The organism is Pseudomonas sp. GL_093 (genome assembly GCF_057837605.1).
In genome coordinates this window covers 1,472,727-1,491,787 of record NZ_CM174448.1, presented here as the reverse complement: position 1 = coordinate 1,491,787, position 19,061 = coordinate 1,472,727, and the positions used below count along the sequence as shown (strand labels likewise).

Sequence of the window (19,061 nt, the reverse complement as noted above, 5' to 3'; positions counted from 1 at the left end):
GCGACCTGAAAGATCGAGTCGAACTCAGGTTTCGAAATCCAACGCAGGTCGGCTCCCTTTCCCCCTCTCCCCTATGGGGCGGTCCGACGTTTCGGGAGGGTTGGGGTGAGGGGTGGTTCTTACAGACGCTGAACAGTAACCGTCCCCGCCGCACCCGCAGGCCCCGGCTGGCCGTCAGCGCCAGGGCGGCCGCTCTTGCCGCCATCCGCCTTGTAGACGAAGCAGCCCTTGGCCTTGCCACCCGCGCCCGGTTTACCGCCAGGCCCGGCCACACCACCGTCACCGCCGGCCACCTGAACCTTGATCAGTTCCGCCGGGTAATCGCGCGGCACTTCCAGACGAACCAGTGCACCCGGCGCGCCCGGCTGACCGTCGCTACCATCACTGCCATCGGCACCACGGCCGGCCTGGCCCCAGGTACAACCCGGTGCCTGACCGTTGGCCCCATCGAGACCGACGAAACCCGGTGCGCCCGCGCCGCCGCGAGCGTCCACCAACAATTGTGGCGCACTCAGTGCCTTGATCTGCAAGTTCAGGTTACGCCCGGAGCGGGCGGCCTTGAGATACGTCCCCGGCGCGCCGCGAGCCGTGATCTGGCTGCCTTCCGACAACTGCGCACGACTGACCTTCAGCTCAAGTGGCTGTTCGCCGGGTACGATGGCGATCCGTGCTTCACGACCCAGACGCAATTCACCGACGGACACCTCGGTCACATTCGAGGGAATCAACAGCGTGCCGTAGTCGGCCACTTCCAGGCGTTCCAGCTGCAAGGTGCTGGCGGTGTTGGGTAAACGCATCAGCGAGTTGGTTTCGACGCTCACCACCTGGGCGCAGGCCAACGGGCTGATGAGTGCAGCGAGCAGACAGAGTTTACGCATGGGAAGCCTTAGACGCGGTCGGAGCCGGGATGGTTTGCAGGTGATAAACGCCGAAAAAGAGGATCTTCAGGCGATCAAGCCAAGGGTGAGCGCGACCTCTGAGGCTGCGGAAACAGAACACCGCCTCAAGAAGATGAAGGCATGCCAGCAGGCCGCCGGCCAGATCGACCAGCAGATGCAGAGGATTGACGAACGGCGTGAGCTGGTTGACCAGCACCACCAGCCAGAACATCAGGGTCAACAACTTCCCCAGCCCCCAAAACACGTTCATACGCTCCTCCGTTAAGAATTATTCTTTGCGCGCACAGTACCGGCTTCCACGCGGGATAAGCCAGAGGGCAACGGAAAATTCTTCATGAAGGCCGCCGAATGGCCGCCGGACCGACTTCAATTGTGGTCCGACGGCTCTATTCCGGGGCTCAGCGATTGATGTGCAACTCCACCCGACGGTTTTTCGCCCGTCCTTCTTCCGTTTCGTTATCGGCCACCGGCTGACTTTGGCCCTTGCCCTCGCTGGTGAGCTTGTTCGGCGCCACGCCCTGACTCAACAGGTAGGCCGCCACGCTACTGGCGCGACGTTCCGAGAGTGCCTGGTTATAGGTGTCCGAGCCGACGCTGTCGGTATGTCCGATCACCTTGATGCTCACCACATCGGCGCTTTGCAGTTTGGGCAACAGCGAATCCAGCTTGCTCTGCGCGGCTGGGGTCAGGTCGGATTGGTTGAAGGCAAACAGTACGTCGCCCGCGTCGCTCAGGGTGATGACCTCCGATTGCACAGGTTCAGGTTTCACGCTGGCCGGGTACTGCGGCAATGGGCAGCCATGATGTTCGACGGGGGTATTGGCCGGCGTATCTGGGCAGCGATCGCGTCGATCGAAGACACCATCGTCGTCTTCGTCGCCATCCTGGGCGTAACAGATCAAGCCACCGGTCAAGATACCGAGCGCCGCCCCACCGGCCGCCCAACCGCCACTTTCGAGAGCGCCCAGACCGCCACCGACCAGGCCGCCGATAACGCTGCAGATTGGCCAGGTTCGTTGATTGAGGGGGGCGGTGCCATCGCTGTGAGTAGCGCAACCGGTCAACAGGCTGCCCAGCAGCACAACCGGCAAGACGGTCCGTGTGAAAACACTCATGGTGAAAGCTCCTGTGTTACCGGCCAATGCCGGTCACACAGGAGTAAAGACCCGCATCCGCGACTGCACAAGCCGCGGAGTACGAGGGGTTTAGCGGTTGATTTTGATTTCCGTGCGACGGTTCATCGCGCGGCCGTCAGCGGTTTTGTTATCGGCAACCGGCTGGCTTTCACCGGCACCGGTAACAGACACGAATTCGCTGCGGGGTACGCCTTGGGAAATCAGGTATTCAACCACCGAGTGCGCACGACGATCCGACAGTTTCTGGTTATAGGTATCGCTGCCAACACTGTCGGTGTGACCGGTTACAGTCAGTTGGGCGTTAGACGCTTCCCCTTTCAAGCGAGTGGCGATTTTATCGAGTACCAATTTGTCGGCAGGGGTCAGTGTGGCCTTGTCGAACTGGAAGTGAACATCGCGAATGACGATGACTTCTTCTTTAACCACAGCCTTTTCTTCGACCACTGGCGCAGGCACCGGTGGAGGGCAACCATCGGCATCGACACGCACGCCTCTAGGTGTTCCCGGGCACTTGTCGCGGCTATCCGGCACGCCATCGCCGTCTTCGTCGCCATCACCGTGAACCCAGCAATAGGCCGCAGCCGTGCCGCCGACGAGCAGCGCGCCATACCCCGCCCATGCCGAGCTCTCGGTCGCGCCGAGACCTGCACCCACGACACCACCGACCGCCGCACAGGTCGGCCAGTCGGTTTTCTGCAAACCTGCGCAACCAGTCAACACACTGGTTAGCAGAACCAAGGGTAATGCTGTCCGAACTATGCTCATCTAGTTTTCTCCTGAGGGATCGGCTTAGAACCGATTCAGGTAGTAAAGACCCGAGTTTTAATCTCCGCCAGCAATAGGCCATTGCAGTTTTATCCCGTGTTCACGGCACATCGGCGCTTTTGCGACAAACCAGCTCTAGGCCCGGCCCTTTGAGCAGGCTAGTCTTGGCAGCTCTGATTGAGGATCTTCGATGATTGCAGGTATTTCTTCGCGCACGCCCCAGCAGGCGTTGGCCGCTTTGCTTGATCGTTACGCCCCCGCGCGCCTGTTGCTGATTGGCGCCAGCGAATTCCCTGCGCTTGAGGCCTTCAAGCTGGCGCACCCGGACACTTCTGTGGCCCATGCGGCACCTGGACCGTTGCCTGCTGAACTGGCGGCGCGCCGGTTTGACCTGGCGCTGGTGGTCGATTGCCTCGAACATTTGCCTAAACGCGATGGCCTGAACCTGCTTGGCGGGATCCGTAACCTCAACGCCAGTCGCATTGCGGTGCTGGCGGACTTGCCGGCCAGCGGCTGGCAGGAAACCGATTTTTTCTCCCTGGCCCTGCAAGCCAGCGAACGCTTCCAGCGCGACGATCAAGTGCTGACCCTGTTCACCTATGATCTGCTTGACTACAAACAAGTCCCCGACTGGCTCAACTCACGGTTCTGGGCCAATCCGGAAAACTTCGGGAAATATTGGTGGTAACGCAATGAGTACATCCATTTGCCCCTGTGGCAGCGGCACCCTGCTGGATGCCTGCTGCGGCCATTACCATGCCGGTCATCCGGCGCCGTGTGCCGAAGCCTTGATGCGTTCGCGCTACAGCGCCTACGTACTGGGGCTGATCGATTATCTGGTGGCGACCACCCTGCCCGCACAACAGGCAGGCCTGGATCGGCAGTCCATCAGCGACTGGAGCGCCCAAAGCACCTGGCTGGGCCTTGAAGTCGAAAGCTCCGAGGTCTTCGGCGGTCAGCCGGAACATGCCTTCGTGACCTTTACCGCGCGCTGGCACGACGGCAGCGGTGAACACAGCCACCGCGAACGCTCGTCGTTCGTGCAGAACGCCGGTCACTGGTACTTCATCGACCCCACCGTACAACTCAAGGCCGGGCGCAATGATGCGTGCCCTTGCGCCAGCGGGCAGAAGTTCAAGAAGTGTTGTGCGGGTTATTTCAGCAGTTGAGGTAACCCCGAGAGGCTAGACTGGGCATGAAAGGGAGTCAGTCCATGCTCAGTCAGCGGCGCGTCTTTCAAACCCTCACCCTGCTCCTGTTTCTGGGGCTCGGCGGCTGTGCGTCCTGGTTCGGCGACGATGAACCGGAACCGCAAGTGCATCTGGTCAAGGTCGAAGTGGTCCAGGCCAAACTGATGCAGCAGCGATTCCTCCTGCACTTTCGCGTCGACAACCCCAACGACAGCGATCTGACGGTAAGGGGGATCGAGTACCGCATTCACTTGGGCGACATGCTGCTGACCGAAGGTGAGCACGAACACTGGTTCACCGTCGGTCCCAAACACAGTGCCTACTTCAAAGTGCCGATCCGCACCAACCTGTGGCCCAAGGTGCGGGATCTGGTGAAACTGCTGAAAAAACCCGACCAGCCCATTCCCTATCGTCTGGAAGGTGAACTGGAAACCGGTTTATTCATCGCGCACTACGTGCACCTGGCGCGCAATGGCGTGATAATCCCCGCCGATTTAATTCCGGAGCAAAACCGATGACCCAGCAACCCCATGTCCATGTCCATGGCCCTGACTGCAACCACGATCATGACCATCATGACCATCACGACCACCATGATCACGACCATGGCCATGTCCACGGCCCGAACTGCGGCCACGCCCACCAGGAACCGGTGCGCAACGCCTTGAAAGACGTCGGCCGCAACGACCCTTGCCCCTGCGGCAACGGCAAGAAATTCAAGAAGTGCCACGGCGCTTGATGCTTCGGGTGGAGATCTTCTTCGCCTGTTGAATCGCTATCGCGAGCAAGCTCGCTCCCACATTGGACCGGTGAGTCACTGTGGGAGCGAGCCTGCTCGCGAAGACGGACGGTTAGTCACCCTCAATTCAGGATCTGCACGGTGCTCACGACCGTCGCATATTCACCATGCAAATTCCCCAACGACATCGCATGCACTTCCTCAGCTGAATGGGCTTTACCAAAGTAGTCAGCCTTGTCGAACGTAAAGCACGCATCCTCCGCCACCCACGTTTCAAACTCCAGATTCCCGGCCGTTCGCGCCGTGGACTCCACTGAGTTGTTGGTCGCTACGCCGACAATGACCAACTGATCGATCCCCGCCTCTCGCAAACTTTTCTCAAGCCCCGTCGCACAAAACGCATCCGGCACCTGCTTTTGAATAAGCTGCTCACCGGTCTGTGGCTGAAACCGTTCTTGAAATTCCACCCCCGATTGCTGCGGCCAGAACACTGAGTCAGGTGAACGGGACAGGTGCTGTACATGAATGACCGGTCGCCCGGTTCGACGCCAATGCCCTAGCAAATCGAGGATTCGCTGCTCGGCCTGAAGATTATTTCGGCGACCGAGTTTGGGATGCAGGATGCCTTTTTGTTGATCGATGATGATCAGCGCCGCGTTTGTTTTGAGCTCCATGCCGGTTTTTCTCATGCGGGGTCATTGAATTTCCCGCACTTCAGCATCACCTCCTCCTACAGGCAAGCTTTCGAACGCAAACAGGACGACCTGATGCCGGCGTTTGCTGTCCGCAAGTAACGACATCTTTTGATTTGGAGTACTCCATGATCGACCTGTATTACTGGACCACCCCCAACGGCCACAAAATCTCGATATTCCTGGAAGAAGCCGGCCTGCCCTACAACGTTCACCCGATCAACATCAGCCAGAACGACCAGTTCAAACCCGAATTCCTGAAAATTTCCCCGAACAACAAAATTCCGGCCATCGTCGATCCCGAACCGGCCGATGGCGGTGAGCCGTTGGCACTGTTCGAGTCCGGGGCGATTCTGTTGTACCTGGCAGAGAAAACCGGCAAGTTCCTGCCCAAAGACTTGCGTGGTCGCCAGCAAGCGCTGCAATGGTTGTTCTGGCAGATGGGTGGCCTGGGGCCGATGGCCGGGCAGAACCATCACTTCAGCCAGTTCGCCCCTGAGAAAATCCCCTACGCGATTAAACGCTACATCGACGAGACCGCCCGCCTCTACGGGGTCCTCGACAAGCAGCTGGCCGATAAAGACTTCGTCGCCGGCAGCGAATACAGCATTGCCGACATGGCGATCTACCCGTGGATCGTTTCCCACAAATGGCAGAGCCAGAACCTGGAAGACTTCCCCAACGTGCTGCGCTGGTTTAACCACATCCAGAGCCGTCCGGCGACGGTGAAGGCGTATGCCCTGGTGGCCAAGGTCAATCCGCCTAAATCCTGATGGAAGATCAAAAGATCGCAGCCTCGTTTCACTCGACAGCTCCTACACGGTTTTGCATTCCCTGTAGGAGCTGTCGAGTGAAACGAGGCTGCGATCTTTTGCGTTCCACAGACAAATCCTGAAATAACCTGATACCCCGCTTGCGCGGGCACCTCCTGCTCACTAACGTAGCGCCTTTATTGCGCCTCTACCCCCGCAGGAGCTTTGCCATGGCCTCGCCAGCCCTTACACATTTTCTTCCCCGGTTCGGCGTTGCCGCTGCAGTGGCCGGTGTTTTGAGCCTGACCGGTTGTCAGACCTGGAACACCCAGGACACCCTCCCACCGACCACCGGCGTGCAGCCGCTCAAGGGCCTGGCGCAGAACGTTTCGGTACGTCGCAATGCCATGGGCATGCCGTTGATCGAAAGCAACACCTTCCACGACGCGCTGTTCACCCTGGGTTACGTCCACGCCACCGACCGCATCACGCAAATGGTCACCCTGCGCCTGTTGGCTCAGGGCCGTTTGTCGGAGATGTCCGGTTCAGATCTGCTCGACGCTGACCGCTACATGCGCGCCGTCAACCTGAAGAAAAGCGCAGGCGAGCTGTACAAGGCGTCTTCGCCGCGCCTCAAACGCTTCTTCGAAGTCTATGCCCGCGGCGTCAACGCCTACCTGTTCCGCTATCGCGACAAGCTGCCGGCGGACCTCGCGGCCACCGGCTACAAGCCTGAATACTGGAAGCCGGAAGACTCGGCGCTGATTTTCTGCCTGCTGAACTTCAGTCAGTCGGCCAACCTGCCGGAAGAGATTGCCTCGCTGATGCTGGCCCAGACCGTCAGCACCGACAAACTCCCGTGGCTGACGCCGTCCGCCCCCGATGAAAAGCTGCCGCTGGCCGAAGCTGAAAAACTACAGGGCATCAAGCTCAACGGGCAAATCCCGGGGCTGGCCGAGATCAGTAAAGCCACGAGCCAACTGTCTGATCTGAATCTGCTGGGCGCCACCTCGTCGAACAACTGGGCGATCGGCCCGCAACGCAGCCGCAGCGGCAAAAGCCTGCTGGCCAGCGACAGCCATGGCCCCCTGGGCGTGCCGTCGTTGTTCAGTTACGTGCAGATCCGCGCGCCGAAGTACCAGGCCTCTGGCGTAACCATTGCCGGTTTGCCGATGGTGCTCGGCGGTTTCAACGGCAAAGTGGCGTGGAGCATGACCACCGTCATGGGCGATAACCAGGACCTGTTCCTGGAAAAAATCAAACGCCAGGGCAATGGTCTTTCCTACGAGGTGGGTGGCAAATGGCAGCCGGCAATCGTGCGAAACGAAACCTACTTCGTCAAAGGCCAGCGGTCTATTCGCGAAGTGGTGTACGAAACCCGCCATGGCCCGCTGCTCAACAGTGCCCAAGGCACGACGCTGGCCAACGGTTTTGGCCTGGCCTTGCAGACGCCGAACTTCACCGATGACAAGACCCTGGACGCGTTTTTCGACCTGTCCCGCGCCCAGACCGTCGAGAAAGCCTCGGACGCCAGCCGCGAAATCCGCGCCATCGCGCTGAACCTGGTATTTGCCGACGCCAGCAACATTGGTTGGCAAGTCACCGGTCGCTACCCGAACCGTCGCGAAGGCGAAGGCTTGCTGCCGTCGCCGGGCTGGGAAGGTCGTTACGATTGGGACGGTTACGCCGACCCGATGCTCCATCCCTATGACCAGGATCCGGCCCAAGGCTGGCTCGGCACTGCCAACCAGCGCGTCATTCCCCATGGCTACGGCATGCAGTTGTCCAATTCATGGTCGGCGCCGGAGCGTGGCGAACGCCTGGCCGAACTGGCGGGCGTGGGCAAACACGACACACGCAGCCTGATCGCCATGCAATACGACCAGACCACCACTTTCGCTGCCAAGCTGAAGAAGATGTTTGAAGCGCCGGGCATGGCCCAACCGCTCAAGCAGGCCATTGAAGCATTGCCTGTGGCGGATCGTGGCAAGGCTCGCGAGGCGTATACCCGCCTGATGGCCTTCGACGGAAAGCTCAGCCCGACCTCCGCTGATGCAGCGATTTACGAGCTGTTCCTCCAGCAAAGCACTCTACAGATTTTCATCGATGAGCTGGGCCCGGAAAGCAGCCCGGCGTGGAAAGCCTTTATCGCCAACGGTAAGTTGTCCTACGCGGCCCAGGCTGATCACCTGCTGGGTCGTGAGGACAGTCCGTTCTGGGATGACGCTCGCACGCCGCAGAAAGAAGATAAACCGGCGATCCTCGCCCGCAGCCTGGCGGCAGCGATCAGCGCGGGGGACAGTCAATTGGGCGGCGATCACAAAGCCTGGCAGTGGGGCAAACTGCACCGCTACGAATGGAAAAACGCCAGTGGCCAGACGGTGCGCGGTCCGCTTGCAGCCGGCGGCGACCACACCACGCTGAATACTGCCGCATTCGCCTGGGGTCAGGATTTCAACACTACGCTGGCGCCGGCCATGCGCTTTATCGTCGACTTCGGCCAGGCCGAACCGCTGATGGGGCAGAACGGTACGGGGCAATCCGGTAATCCGGCGAGTCCGAACTACCTCGACAGTATTGATCCTTGGCTGAAGGGGCAATACATGAGTCTGCCGATGCAGCCGCAGAACTTTGACAAGGTGTATGGGAAAACGCGGTTGACTCTTACACCTGGCAAGTAAGGCAAGATCAAAAGATCGCAGCCTCGTTTCACTCGACAGCTCCTACAGGGGATACGCATTTCAATGTAGGAGCTGTCGAGTGAAACGAGGCTGCGATCTTTTGCTTCTGATCTCTGAAAAAATAAATAGAACTTCTCGTCTCGCGCAAACCTCATAGCTAACAAGTCCCTCTATTTTGGTAACAACATGGATCTTGTTATCGCGCGCCCTGAAGGTTTGTACTGCCCGGTCGGGGATTTCTACATCGACCCGTGGCGACCGGTCGAACGTTCAATCATCACCCACGCTCACGGCGACCATGCCCGCACCGGCAACCGGCATTATCTGGCGGCAGCTCCCGGTGAAGGGATTTTGCGTGCGCGATTGGGCCAGGACATCAACCTGCAAACCCTGCCCTACGGTCACCCCCTGACCCACCATGGCGTCACCTTGAGTTTTCACCCCGCCGGCCATGTCCTCGGCTCGGCACAGGTGCGTCTGGAATACGGCGGCGAAGTCTGGGTCGCCTCGGGCGACTACAAGATAGAGCCCGACGGTACCTGCGCACCGTTCGAACCCGTGCGCTGCGATACCTTCATCACTGAATCGACCTTCGGCCTGCCGATTTATCGCTGGCAGCCCCAGGCGCACGTCTTTGCCGAGATCAATCAGTGGTGGCAAGCCAACGCCGCCGCCAACAAAACCAGCGTTTTATTCTGCTATGCGTTCGGCAAGGCGCAGCGAATTCTCCACGGTATCAATGCCAGCATCGGCCCCATTCTGGTGCATGGCGCCGTTGAACCGCTCAATCAGGTTTATCGCGAAGGTGGTATTTATTTACCGCCAACGATCTATGCCGGCGAGGTAAAAAAGAGCGACCCCATGATGCGCAAGGCGTTGGTCCTGGCCCCGCCTTCGGCTGGCGGCAGCACCTGGATGCGTCGCTTCGGTGACTACAGCGATGGTTTCGCCAGCGGCTGGATGCGTTTGCGTGGCACGCGGCGACGACGTGGCGTGGATCGTGGTTTCGTACTGTCTGACCACGCCGACTGGCCCGGCCTGCTCTGGGCCATCGAACAGACCGGTGCTGAGCGCGTGATAGTCACCCACGGTTCGGTCGGGGTACTGGTGCGCCATCTGCGTGAACAGGGTCTCGATGCCATGAGTTTCAGCACCGAGTACGGCGACGACGAGGAAGAAAACGCAGCCGTCGAACCCGAGAGCGCCGAGGTGCTGGTATGAAGGCGTTCGCCGAGTTGTACGCCGAACTCGATGCCACGACGTCGAGCAACGCCAAACTGGCGGCGATGCAACACTACTTCGCCGAGGCCGCGCCGGAAGATGCCGCATGGGCGGTTTACTTTTTGTCCGGCGGGCGGCCTCGGCAACTGGTGCCGGTGCGCATCCTGCGAGAGTTGGCGGTGGAGATCTCCGGCCTCGCGCCGTGGCTGTTCGAAGAGAGTTATCAGGCGGTCGGCGATCTGGCGGAAACCATTTCGCTGGTGCTGCCCGAAACGCTTCACAGCTCCAACGATGGATTGGCCGTCTGGATTGAAGACAAACTGCTGCCGCTGCGCGGTGAAACCCCGCAAGTCCTCGCCGAGCGACTGCCTGCCCTGTGGTCGCAACTGGACCGCCAGAGCCTGATGCTGTGCATCAAACTGATCACCGGCAGCTTCCGCGTCGGGGTCTCCAAGTTGCTGGTCACCCGCGCCTTGGCGGCCATGGCCGGGCTCGACAGCAAACGCGTCGCCCAGCGACTGGTGGGTTACACCGACCTGTCCAACCGCCCGAGCGCGCCCGGTTATTTGAAGTTGATCGCCACCGAATCGTCTGACGAACACGCCCAACGGGGCGGTCAGCCCTATCCGTTTTTCCTCGCTCACGCGCTATCACAACCCGTTGAACAATTCGAAGCCCTGCTCGGCCCGGCCAGCGATTGGCAAGTGGAATGGAAGTGGGACGGCATCCGCGCGCAGGTGGTCAAACGCGACGGGCGACTGTGGATCTGGTCGCGAGGTGAAGAGCTGGTCACCGAGCGCTTCCCCGAACTCGACAGTCTGGTTCACTGCTTGCCCGAGGGTACGGTGATCGACGGTGAAATCGTCGCCTGGAAAACCGGACAACCCACCACCGAGGACGTCTTCAACCCTCACTCCCCGGTTTCGCCCGCGGTAAAGCCTTTCGCGCTGCTGCAACAGCGGATCGGCCGTAAAACCCTGGACAAAAAAATCCTCGAAGAAGTGCCGGTGGTGATCCTCGCCTACGACTTGCTGGAATGGCAGGGTGAAGACTGGCGCAACCAGCCTCAGGCCAGGCGTCGCACTCAACTGGAGCACGTCGTCAGCCGCTGTAACAACCCGGTGTTACTCGCCTCACCGGTGCTCACCGGCGAAGACTGGTTCGACCTCGCCCGACAACGGCAAGCCTCCCGCAAGCTCGGTGTCGAAGGCATGATGCTCAAGGCCCGGGATGCGTTGTATGGCGTCGGGCGGACCAAGGACATGGGCGTCTGGTGGAAATGGAAAGTCGACCCGTTCAGCGTCGACGCGGTACTGATTTATGCGCAACGCGGCCATGGTCGCCGCGCCAGTCTCTTCAGCGATTACACCTTCGCCGTGTGGGACGGGCCGCCTGACGCGAGCGATCGCGCACTGGTGCCGTTCGCCAAGGCCTATTCAGGGCTGACAGACGAAGAAATGCGCCAAGTCGACAGCATCGTGCGCAAGACCACCGTAGAGACATTCGGGCCGGTGAGCAGTGTGACGCCGAGTCTGGTGTTTGAACTGGGATTTGAGGGCATCGCCCTGTCCAGGCGACACAAGAGCGGGATTGCGGTGCGGTTTCCGAGGATGTTGCGCTGGCGGCAGGACAAGTCGGTCGAAGAAGCTGACAATCTCACAACTCTGCAGGACTTACTGGGCTAACCAAGTTCCCTGTGGGAGCGAGCCTGCTCGCGATAGCGGTGTATCAGGAAACACTTTACTGCCTGACACTCCGCTATCGCGAGCAGGCTCACTCCCACATGGATCTGCGCCATTCTGGATCAAGTTGGTGCAGCTATTTTCCGACGCCCGTTTTCGTGCACAAATCCCTCCTTGCCATTTCTTGAATCACCTTTTAAAACACTTGTTCGGGACTCTGGTTCGGAAATTGCTACTTTCATAGGGTCTTACGCTTTCCAGTAACAATAATTCTGCGCCACAAGCGCTCATATTGGTTTTTAGGGATTGAATAATGAAAAAAGCATTGCTGACCCTTTCTGCACTGGCGTTGTGCATGGCAGCCGGTTCCGCGCTGGCCAAGGAATACAAGGAATTGCGTTTTGGCGTTGATCCTTCCTACGCTCCGTTTGAGTCAAAAGCGGCTGACGGTAGCCTGGTAGGCTTCGACATCGATCTGGGTAACGCGATCTGCGCCGAACTGAAGGTCAAGTGCAAGTGGGTCGAAAGCGATTTCGACGGCATGATTCCGGGCCTGAAGGCCAATAAATTCGATGGTGTGATCTCTTCGATGACCGTCACCCCGGCCCGCGAAAAAGTCATCGACTTCTCCAGCGAGCTGTTCTCCGGCCCAACCGCATACGTGTCCAAGAAAGGTTCTGGCGTCACCGCAGACGTCGCTTCGCTCAAGGGCAAAACCGTCGGCTACGAACAAGGCACCATCCAGGAAGCCTATGCCAAAGCCGTTCTGGACAAGGCGGGCGTGAAAACCCAGGCCTACGCCAACCAGGATCAGGTGTATTCCGACCTGACTTCCGGTCGTCTCGACGCCGGCATCCAGGACATGCTGCAGGCCGAACTGGGCTTTTTGAAGTCGCCACAAGGTGCCAATTACGAAGTCAGCAAGCCGGTCGACAACGAATTGCTGCCAGCCAAAACGGCTGTCGGTATCTCGAAAGGTAACAAAGACCTCAAGGCACTTTTGGATAAAGGTATCAAAGCGTTACACGACGATGGCACCTACGCCACCATTCAGAAGAAACACTTTGGCGATCTGAATCTGTACAGCGGCAAATAATGCCCGGCGCCCATCTCGCGATGGGCGCTTTTTTTATCCGATCAGGTTGCTGATTTATGTTCGAAAACCTACTACAAAACCTGGGGCTCTCAGCCTTCAGCCTTCAGGGCTTCGGTCCGTTGCTGATGGAAGGCACCTGGATGACCATCAAATTGTCGGTGTTGTCGCTGTTGGTGGCCGTATTGCTCGGGCTGCTGGGCGCCAGTGCCAAGCTGTCAAAAGTCAAACTGGTACGGGTTCCGGCCCAGCTCTACACCACGCTGATTCGCGGTGTGCCCGACCTGGTGCTGATGCTGTTGATCTTCTACAGCCTGCAAACCTGGTTGACGTCGTTTACCGACCTCATGGAATGGGAATACATCGAGATCAACCCGTTCAGCGCCGGGGTCATCACCCTGGGCTTCATATATGGTGCGTATTTCACCGAAACCTTCCGTGGCGCGATTCTCGCGGTCCCACGGGGTCAGGTCGAAGCGGCGACCGCGTATGGCCTCAAGCGCGGCCAGCGTTTCTGGATCGTGGTGTTCCCGCAGATGATGCGTTTTGCCCTGCCGGGTATCGGTAACAACTGGATGGTGATGCTCAAGGCCACCGCACTGGTCTCGATCATCGGCCTCGCCGACTTGGTCAAGGCGGCGCAGGATGCCGGCAAAAGCACTTATCAGCTGTTCTACTTCCTGGTGCTTGCAGCGCTGATTTACCTGCTGATCACCAGCGCCTCCAACTTCGTCCTGCGCTGGCTCGAACGCCGCTACGCCGCCGGCTCCCGGGAGGCCGTACGATGATCGAACTCTTGCAGGAATACTGGAAAGCTTTCCTTTATACCGACGGCTACAACATCACCGGCCTGGCCATGACCATGTGGCTGCTCAGCGCGTCGATCTTCATCGGTTTCCTGGTGTCGATTCCGCTGTCCATCGCTCGGGTCTCGCCGCACTTCTACATCCGCTGGCCGGTGCAGTTCTACACCTATCTGTTTCGCGGGACGCCGTTGTATATCCAGCTGCTGATTTGCTACACCGGCATCTACAGCCTGGCCGCCATCCGCGCACAACCGGTACTGGATGCGTTCTTCCGCGATGCGATGAACTGCACGATCCTGGCCTTCGCCCTGAACACCTGCGCCTACACCACGGAGATTTTCGCCGGGGCGATTCGCAGCATGGCGCATGGTGAAGTCGAAGCGGCCAAGGCTTACGGTCTGACAGGCTGGAAGCTGTATGCCTACGTGATCATGCCTTCGGCCCTGCGTCGTTCGTTGCCTTATTACAGCAACGAAGTGATTTTGATGCTGCACTCGACCACCGTGGCCTTCACCGCGACCATCCCGGACATATTAAAAGTCGCGCGGGACGCCAACTCGGCGACCTTCCTGACCTTCCAGTCGTTCGGCATCGCTGCGCTGATCTACCTGACCGTTACCTTTGCGCTGGTCGGCCTGTTCCGCCTCGCCGAACGCCGATGGCTGGCCTTCCTTGGGCCGACCCACTAGGACCCGCTTTAGGGATAAAGAGACATGCGCCACCAGATTCATGACCTGCTGGCCCCGCTGCCGGGGACCGCTCGACAGATTCACAGCTTTCACTTCGGCCCATCATCGGCCAAAGGCAAGATTTACATCCAGTCGTCCCTTCACGCCGACGAAATGCCGGGCATGCTGGTTGCCTGGCACCTCAAGCAGCGTCTGGCGGAACTCGAAGCCGCTGGCCGTCTGCGCAGCGAAATCGTGCTGGTGCCGGTGGCCAACCCGGTCGGCCTCGAACAAGTGCTGATGGATGTGCCGCTGGGCCGTTACGACCTCGAAAGCGGGCAGAACTTCAACCGTTGGTTCGTTGATTTGAGCGAAGCCGTCGGCAACGAGATCGAAGGCCTGCTTGGCGACGATCCGCAGCACAACCTCGAACTGATTCGCAGCAGCCTGCGCAATGCCCTCGCCCAACAGACGGCCAGCACCCAACTGCAATCCCAGCGCCTGGCGCTGCAACGGCTGGCCTGCGATGCCGACATGGTGCTGGACCTGCATTGTGATTTCGAAGCGGTCGCCCACCTTTACACCACGCCCGAGGCCTGGCCGCAGGTCGAGCCGTTGGCGCGGTACATCGGCGCCGAAGCCAGCCTGCTGGCCACCGATTCCGGCGGTCAGTCGTTCGATGAATGCTTCACCCTGCTCTGGTGGCAGTTGAAGGAGCGCTTCGGCGAACACTTCGACATTCCGCTGGGCAGTTTCTCGGTCACCGTCGAATTGCGCGGTCAGGGTGACGTCAATCATCCATTGGCCAGCCTCGATTGCCAGGCGTTGATCAATTACCTGATTCACTTCGGCGCCATTGCCGGCGAACCCGCGTCGCTGCCCGAGTTGCCCTACCCGGCCACACCGCTGGCCGGCGTTGAGCCGGTGGCGACACCGGTCGGCGGGCTGCTGGTGTTCACCGCGCTGCCAGGGGAATACCTCGAAGCCGGGCAACTGATCGCTGAAATCATCGACCCGATATTTGACCGCGTCACCCCCGTTCATTGCACCGTCGCCGGGTTGATGTACGCCCGTTCGCTACGGCGCATGGCCACTGCCGGCATGGTGATCGCCCACATTGCGGGCACCGAAGCCTATCGCAGCGGCTACCTACTTTCGCCTTGAGGATGCATGCCCCATGTACAAACTGACCATTGAAGGCCTGCATAAAAGCTATGGCGAACATGAAGTACTCAAAGGCGTTTCGCTCAAGGCCAACACCGGCGACGTCATTAGCCTGATCGGCGCCAGCGGCTCGGGCAAAAGTACCTTCCTGCGCTGCATCAACTTTCTCGAACAGCCCAACGACGGCGCCATGAGCCTGGACGGCCAGAACATCCGCATGATCAAGGATCGCCACGGCATGCACGTGGCCGATGCCGATGAACTGCAAAAGATCCGCACGCGCCTGGCCATGGTGTTCCAGCACTTCAACCTGTGGAGCCACATGACGGTGCTGGAAAACATCACCATGGCCCCGCGCCGGGTGTTGGGGTGCAGCAAGGAGGAAGCCGAAGACCGTGCCCGGCGCTATCTCGACAAGGTGGGCCTGGCGGCGCGGGTTGCCGATCAGTACCCGGCATTTCTGTCTGGCGGTCAGCAGCAACGGGTGGCGATTGCCCGCGCGTTGGCGATGGAACCGGAAGTCATGTTGTTCGACGAACCGACCTCGGCGCTCGACCCGGAACTGGTGGGCGAAGTACTGCGCGTGATCCAGGGTCTGGCCGAGGAAGGCCGAACCATGATCATGGTGACCCACGAAATGAGCTTCGCCCGTAAGGTCTCGAGTCAGGTGTTGTTCCTGCACCAGGGGTTGGTGGAGGAAGAAGGTGCGCCGGACGATGTGTTGGGTAATCCGAAGAGTGAGCGGTTGAAGCAGTTCCTGAGTGGCAACCTGAAATAGCCTCACTTCCCACCTCTACAACGAAATATGGCCAGTCAGCTGAAGTCTTTGAAGACATCAGCTGACTGGCCATTCGTTTTTCGCAGGCGGCGATCAAACAACGGGCGCTGGAGGCGGCTCGTCCGGCAAGGTGGGCTCACCAGGCTCGGTAGGTTGTTCGTTGGGGGTATCGGGATCAGGCTGACCGGGGATGCCCCCCGCCGTGCTGATAGGTGGATGTGCCAACAAGGACCAGGCCAAAACGCCAACCTGATTGGGCTCAAGCCTTGCCAGTTCGGCACTTATTCGCGGATCGATCTTCATAGGGCACTCCTAAGCGATGGCCCCGTCCGCGTTGCGCGAACCGGGCAGTACACCCAATAGAGTGTCCACCCGCTCAAGAATTCCCACGACTTGCCTGACGAACGGATCAGGTGCGTGGCAGGGTAACGCCGCGCTGGCCCTGATACTTGCCGCCACGGTCCTTGTAGGACACTTCGCACTCTTCGTCGGATTCAAGGAACAGCATCTGTGCCACGCCTTCGTTCGCGTAGATTTTCGCCGGCAGATTGGTGGTGTTGGAGAACTCCAGGGTCACATGACCCTCCCACTCAGGCTCAAGCGGCGTGACGTTGACGATGATACCGCAGCGCGCATAGGTGCTTTTACCCAGGCAAATGGTCAATACATTACGCGGAATGCGGAAATATTCGACGGTGCTGGCCAGGGCGAAGGAGTTCGGCGGAATGATGCACACGTCGCTGTGGATGTCGACGAAGCTGCCGGCATCGAAGTTTTTCGGGTCGACGATAGCCGAATTGATGTTGGTGAACACCTTGAAATGATTTGTGCAACGCACATCGTAGCCGTAGCTTGACACCCCGTAGGAGATCACACGGCTATCGTCGCTGCCGCGCACCTGGCGCTCTACGAAGGGCTCGATCATGCCGTGCTCTTGCGCCATGCGGCGAATCCACTTGTCCGATTTGATGCTCATGGCGGGTGTCCTGAATAGCGAGGTGGAAAAAATCTGTCCGGCATCTTACCGGGCGCGCGCTTCGGGTTCAAAGTCCGGGTCACAAATCTTGCCGATCCCCCGTAATTTCCGGGCCTTGCGGGAAAACCGGCGGACCGTCAGTCATGAAAACAGGAAAACCTTCGCAGGAAGCATTGGCACGTTCCGGAAAAAGGGTTAAGGTGGCGCCACTGTGCTGCTTGTGTCACTGAGAATCTCTACACGATATGTTGAATTTCGATCCAACCATCTACAAGAATTTTTCCTGCTCTTTGCACTCAGTCTCGGCCAGGGTTCTTCCTGCGTCGCAGTTATCTTTGTTCAAGGAGTTACACCATGTCTAATCGCCAAACTGGTACCGTTAAGTGGTTCAACGATGAAAAAGGCTTCGGCTTCATCACTCCACAATCCGGTGACGACCTGTTCGTTCACTTCAAAGCTATCCAATCCGACGGCTTCAAAAGCCTGAAAGAAGGCCAACAGGTTTCTTTCATCGCTACCCGCGGTCAGAAAGGCATGCAAGCTGAAGAAGTTCAAGTTATCTAACTTGTACTTGCTTTAGTAAAAAGCCCCGCCCTCAAAAGCGGGGCTTTTTTGTGCCTGTCTGTTTTGCAGGCAAAAAAAATCGCAGCCCATGGCTGCGATTTTTTGCGTCTTACCAGGCCACGCCAAACCCAGCGGTGTACCGGGTCTTGTCCAAATCAGCATCGTCGGTGCCGCTAATGATGTCGCGCTCAGCCTTCAGGTTAAGCGACGCCCACTCGGTCACCTTGTAGCGCAAGCCCATCTCGGCATCGAGCGCGTAATCCGCAACGCCCGACAACGGCTTGCCCACTTCGCCATTGGTGAAGAACTCCACCTTCTTGCCGATCAGGTAGCGGTTGTAGTCCCACTTCATCGCCACGGAATAGAAGTTTTCTTTGCTGCCGTCAGCGAACTCATAGTCCGTGCGGTTGACCAGCGAGCCCAGGGAAAATGCGCCCAGCTCGTTATCCCAGAACTGGTAACCCGGACCGGTACCGACGGTGCGCTGACGAGAGAGCTCTTCGACCTTGTCGCGCTTATAGACTGCGCGCCCTTGCCAGAACCATTTTTCGGTCAGGAAGCGGTCGAGCGAGTATTCGCCCCGCAAGTTGTCGGTAGTGACCACGCCATCCTGAAATTCGCGGTTGTACTCGCCTTCTGCGGTGTGCCGCCATCTGCCATGACGCGCAGTGGTCTTGAAGTCGATATCGTAATCGTCGGTGTCTTTCTCGGCCCGCTGATAATCCAGCGCCGCGTCGATATTACCCTTCCACACCAAATCCTCGACGACAGGCTTGGGCTTGAGAATCTGCTGAATGCTTGCCAGCTCCACAGTCTTGGGCGTCTCGCCATTGGCCAGGGTGACCTTGCCATCTTCTGCCGCATGCAGCGCCTTGGCCTTTTCACCGGTGTAGGCATCCTGCTTGACCAGCAACTCCTGATCGCTTTCCAGGGTTTTGACCTGCTTCCAGTCGATCGGGACGGCACCGGCGTATTCGGTCTGGATCAACAGCTTGCCGCCATCGAAAACGGTGATCTTGCCGCTCAGCTTGTCACCGTTCTTCAACCAGACGGTATCGGCGAGCAAGGGCGTGGAGGCGCTGACGACAGCGAGGCACAGCAGGGTTCTGGACAACATAAGCAAATACAGGCTCAAGTTTGCGAAAAAAAGTCGGCATTATCCATACGAATAAGGCCCTAACAAGGACTGACCCGACTATTTCTATTGAGTTCATTTCTCAATAGGCGATCCAGGATTTACTCTACAGACGGTAAG

At 59.0% G+C, this 19,061-nt stretch carries 22 protein-coding genes; 14 read left to right on the top strand and 8 right to left on the bottom strand.

The window, feature by feature from the left end; translation table 11 throughout:
* Positions 1-119 precede the first annotated feature (119 nt).
* The 4 genes from AC3IUE_RS06730 to AC3IUE_RS06715 all read right to left on the bottom strand — a co-directional run bounded on the left by AC3IUE_RS06730 (position 120) and on the right by AC3IUE_RS06715 (position 2,800).
* Positions 120-878, bottom strand: a complete 759-nt coding sequence (locus AC3IUE_RS06730; protein ID WP_489266333.1) for a collagen-like protein — start codon at positions 876-878, stop codon at positions 120-122.
* Complete coding sequence (locus tag AC3IUE_RS06725; protein ID WP_056739275.1) at positions 871-1,149, bottom strand: DUF1145 domain-containing protein; 279 nt, start codon at positions 1,147-1,149, stop codon at positions 871-873. The genes AC3IUE_RS06730 and AC3IUE_RS06725 overlap by 8 nt, the downstream gene beginning before the upstream one ends.
* 148 nt (positions 1,150-1,297) lie before the next feature.
* A complete protein-coding gene (locus tag AC3IUE_RS06720; RefSeq protein ID WP_056739273.1) occupies positions 1,298-2,014 on the bottom strand; it encodes a PA1041 family peptidoglycan-binding anchor lipoprotein in 717 nt (238 codons plus the stop codon).
* Between the two features lie 90 nt (positions 2,015-2,104).
* The gene (locus tag AC3IUE_RS06715) at positions 2,105-2,800 is read right to left on the bottom strand and encodes a PA1041 family peptidoglycan-binding anchor lipoprotein (protein ID WP_489266330.1); all 696 of its coding nucleotides are present in this window, start codon (positions 2,798-2,800) and stop codon (positions 2,105-2,107) included.
* A gap of 190 nt (positions 2,801-2,990) precedes the next feature.
* Here AC3IUE_RS06715 and AC3IUE_RS06710 point away from each other — a divergent pair, with 190 nt between their 5' ends.
* From AC3IUE_RS06710 to AC3IUE_RS06695, 4 genes are read left to right on the top strand one after another with little or no spacing between them, the layout of a single operon-like run.
* A complete protein-coding gene (locus AC3IUE_RS06710; protein WP_489266328.1) occupies positions 2,991-3,488 on the top strand; it encodes a DUF6231 family protein in 498 nt (165 codons plus the stop codon).
* Between the two features lie 4 nt (positions 3,489-3,492).
* Positions 3,493-3,969: a YchJ family protein gene (locus AC3IUE_RS06705; protein WP_095128046.1), complete on the top strand. Its 477-nt coding sequence runs from the start codon at positions 3,493-3,495 to the stop codon at positions 3,967-3,969.
* A 44-nt stretch (positions 3,970-4,013) separates the two neighbouring features.
* Complete coding sequence (locus tag AC3IUE_RS06700; RefSeq protein ID WP_489266325.1) at positions 4,014-4,508, top strand: LEA/WHy family protein; 495 nt, start codon at positions 4,014-4,016, stop codon at positions 4,506-4,508.
* The gene (locus AC3IUE_RS06695) at positions 4,505-4,729 is read left to right on the top strand and encodes an SEC-C metal-binding domain-containing protein (RefSeq protein WP_489266323.1); all 225 of its coding nucleotides are present in this window, start codon (positions 4,505-4,507) and stop codon (positions 4,727-4,729) included. Before AC3IUE_RS06700 ends, AC3IUE_RS06695 begins: the two co-directional genes overlap by 4 nt.
* A 122-nt stretch (positions 4,730-4,851) precedes the next feature.
* On the opposite strand, the gene AC3IUE_RS06690 is transcribed toward AC3IUE_RS06695, so the two are convergent.
* On the bottom strand, positions 4,852-5,403 hold the full coding sequence (locus AC3IUE_RS06690; protein WP_489268759.1) for a cysteine hydrolase family protein: 552 nt from the start codon (positions 5,401-5,403) through the stop codon (positions 4,852-4,854).
* A gap of 146 nt (positions 5,404-5,549) precedes the next feature.
* Between AC3IUE_RS06690 and AC3IUE_RS06685 the strand changes: the two genes are divergently transcribed.
* The 9 genes from AC3IUE_RS06685 to AC3IUE_RS06645 all read left to right on the top strand — a co-directional run bounded on the left by AC3IUE_RS06685 (position 5,550) and on the right by AC3IUE_RS06645 (position 16,266).
* Positions 5,550-6,194 carry a glutathione S-transferase N-terminal domain-containing protein gene (locus AC3IUE_RS06685; RefSeq protein ID WP_046046250.1) on the top strand — a complete coding sequence of 215 codons (645 nt, stop codon included), beginning with the start codon at positions 5,550-5,552 and terminating at the stop codon, positions 6,192-6,194.
* A gap of 209 nt (positions 6,195-6,403) precedes the next feature.
* Positions 6,404-8,854 (top strand): penicillin acylase family protein, encoded by a 2,451-nt coding sequence (locus tag AC3IUE_RS06680; RefSeq protein ID WP_489266321.1) that lies wholly within the window; start codon positions 6,404-6,406, stop codon positions 8,852-8,854.
* 186 nt (positions 8,855-9,040) lie between these two features.
* Positions 9,041-10,075: a ligase-associated DNA damage response exonuclease gene (locus AC3IUE_RS06675; protein ID WP_489266319.1), complete on the top strand. Its 1,035-nt coding sequence runs from the start codon at positions 9,041-9,043 to the stop codon at positions 10,073-10,075.
* Positions 10,072-11,760 carry an ATP-dependent DNA ligase gene (locus AC3IUE_RS06670; protein ID WP_489266317.1) on the top strand — a complete coding sequence of 563 codons (1,689 nt, stop codon included), beginning with the start codon at positions 10,072-10,074 and terminating at the stop codon, positions 11,758-11,760. Before AC3IUE_RS06675 ends, AC3IUE_RS06670 begins: the two co-directional genes overlap by 4 nt.
* A 310-nt stretch (positions 11,761-12,070) precedes the next feature.
* On the top strand, positions 12,071-12,853 hold the full coding sequence (locus AC3IUE_RS06665; protein ID WP_140677582.1) for a transporter substrate-binding domain-containing protein: 783 nt from the start codon (positions 12,071-12,073) through the stop codon (positions 12,851-12,853).
* Positions 12,854-12,909: 56 nt separating this feature from the next.
* Positions 12,910-13,638, top strand: coding sequence for an ABC transporter permease (locus AC3IUE_RS06660; RefSeq protein WP_150654863.1), 729 nt, complete (start codon positions 12,910-12,912; stop codon positions 13,636-13,638).
* Positions 13,635-14,345, top strand: coding sequence for an ABC transporter permease (locus AC3IUE_RS06655; RefSeq protein WP_056739252.1), 711 nt, complete (start codon positions 13,635-13,637; stop codon positions 14,343-14,345). Before AC3IUE_RS06660 ends, AC3IUE_RS06655 begins: the two co-directional genes overlap by 4 nt.
* A 24-nt stretch (positions 14,346-14,369) precedes the next feature.
* Positions 14,370-15,488, top strand: a complete 1,119-nt coding sequence (locus AC3IUE_RS06650; protein ID WP_489266314.1) for a succinylglutamate desuccinylase/aspartoacylase family protein — start codon at positions 14,370-14,372, stop codon at positions 15,486-15,488.
* Positions 15,489-15,501: 13 nt separating this feature from the next.
* Entirely contained in the window at positions 15,502-16,266 is a 765-nt protein-coding gene (locus AC3IUE_RS06645) for an ABC transporter ATP-binding protein (RefSeq protein WP_056739247.1), read from the top strand.
* A 93-nt stretch (positions 16,267-16,359) separates the two neighbouring features.
* Here AC3IUE_RS06645 and AC3IUE_RS06640 read toward each other — a convergent pair whose 3' ends face one another.
* Positions 16,360-16,569 carry a hypothetical protein gene (locus AC3IUE_RS06640; RefSeq protein ID WP_046046259.1) on the bottom strand — a complete coding sequence of 70 codons (210 nt, stop codon included), beginning with the start codon at positions 16,567-16,569 and terminating at the stop codon, positions 16,360-16,362.
* A gap of 106 nt (positions 16,570-16,675) precedes the next feature.
* Entirely contained in the window at positions 16,676-17,242 is a 567-nt protein-coding gene (dcd, locus tag AC3IUE_RS06635) for a dCTP deaminase (protein ID WP_007904652.1), read from the bottom strand.
* 354 nt (positions 17,243-17,596) lie between these two features.
* Here dcd and AC3IUE_RS06630 point away from each other — a divergent pair, with 354 nt between their 5' ends.
* Entirely contained in the window at positions 17,597-17,806 is a 210-nt protein-coding gene (locus tag AC3IUE_RS06630; protein ID WP_002554837.1) for a cold-shock protein, read from the top strand.
* Positions 17,807-17,915: 109 nt separating this feature from the next.
* Here AC3IUE_RS06630 and AC3IUE_RS06625 read toward each other — a convergent pair whose 3' ends face one another.
* Complete coding sequence (locus tag AC3IUE_RS06625) at positions 17,916-18,923, bottom strand: DUF481 domain-containing protein (protein WP_489266309.1); 1,008 nt, start codon at positions 18,921-18,923, stop codon at positions 17,916-17,918.
* Positions 18,924-19,061: the final 138 nt, after the last annotated feature.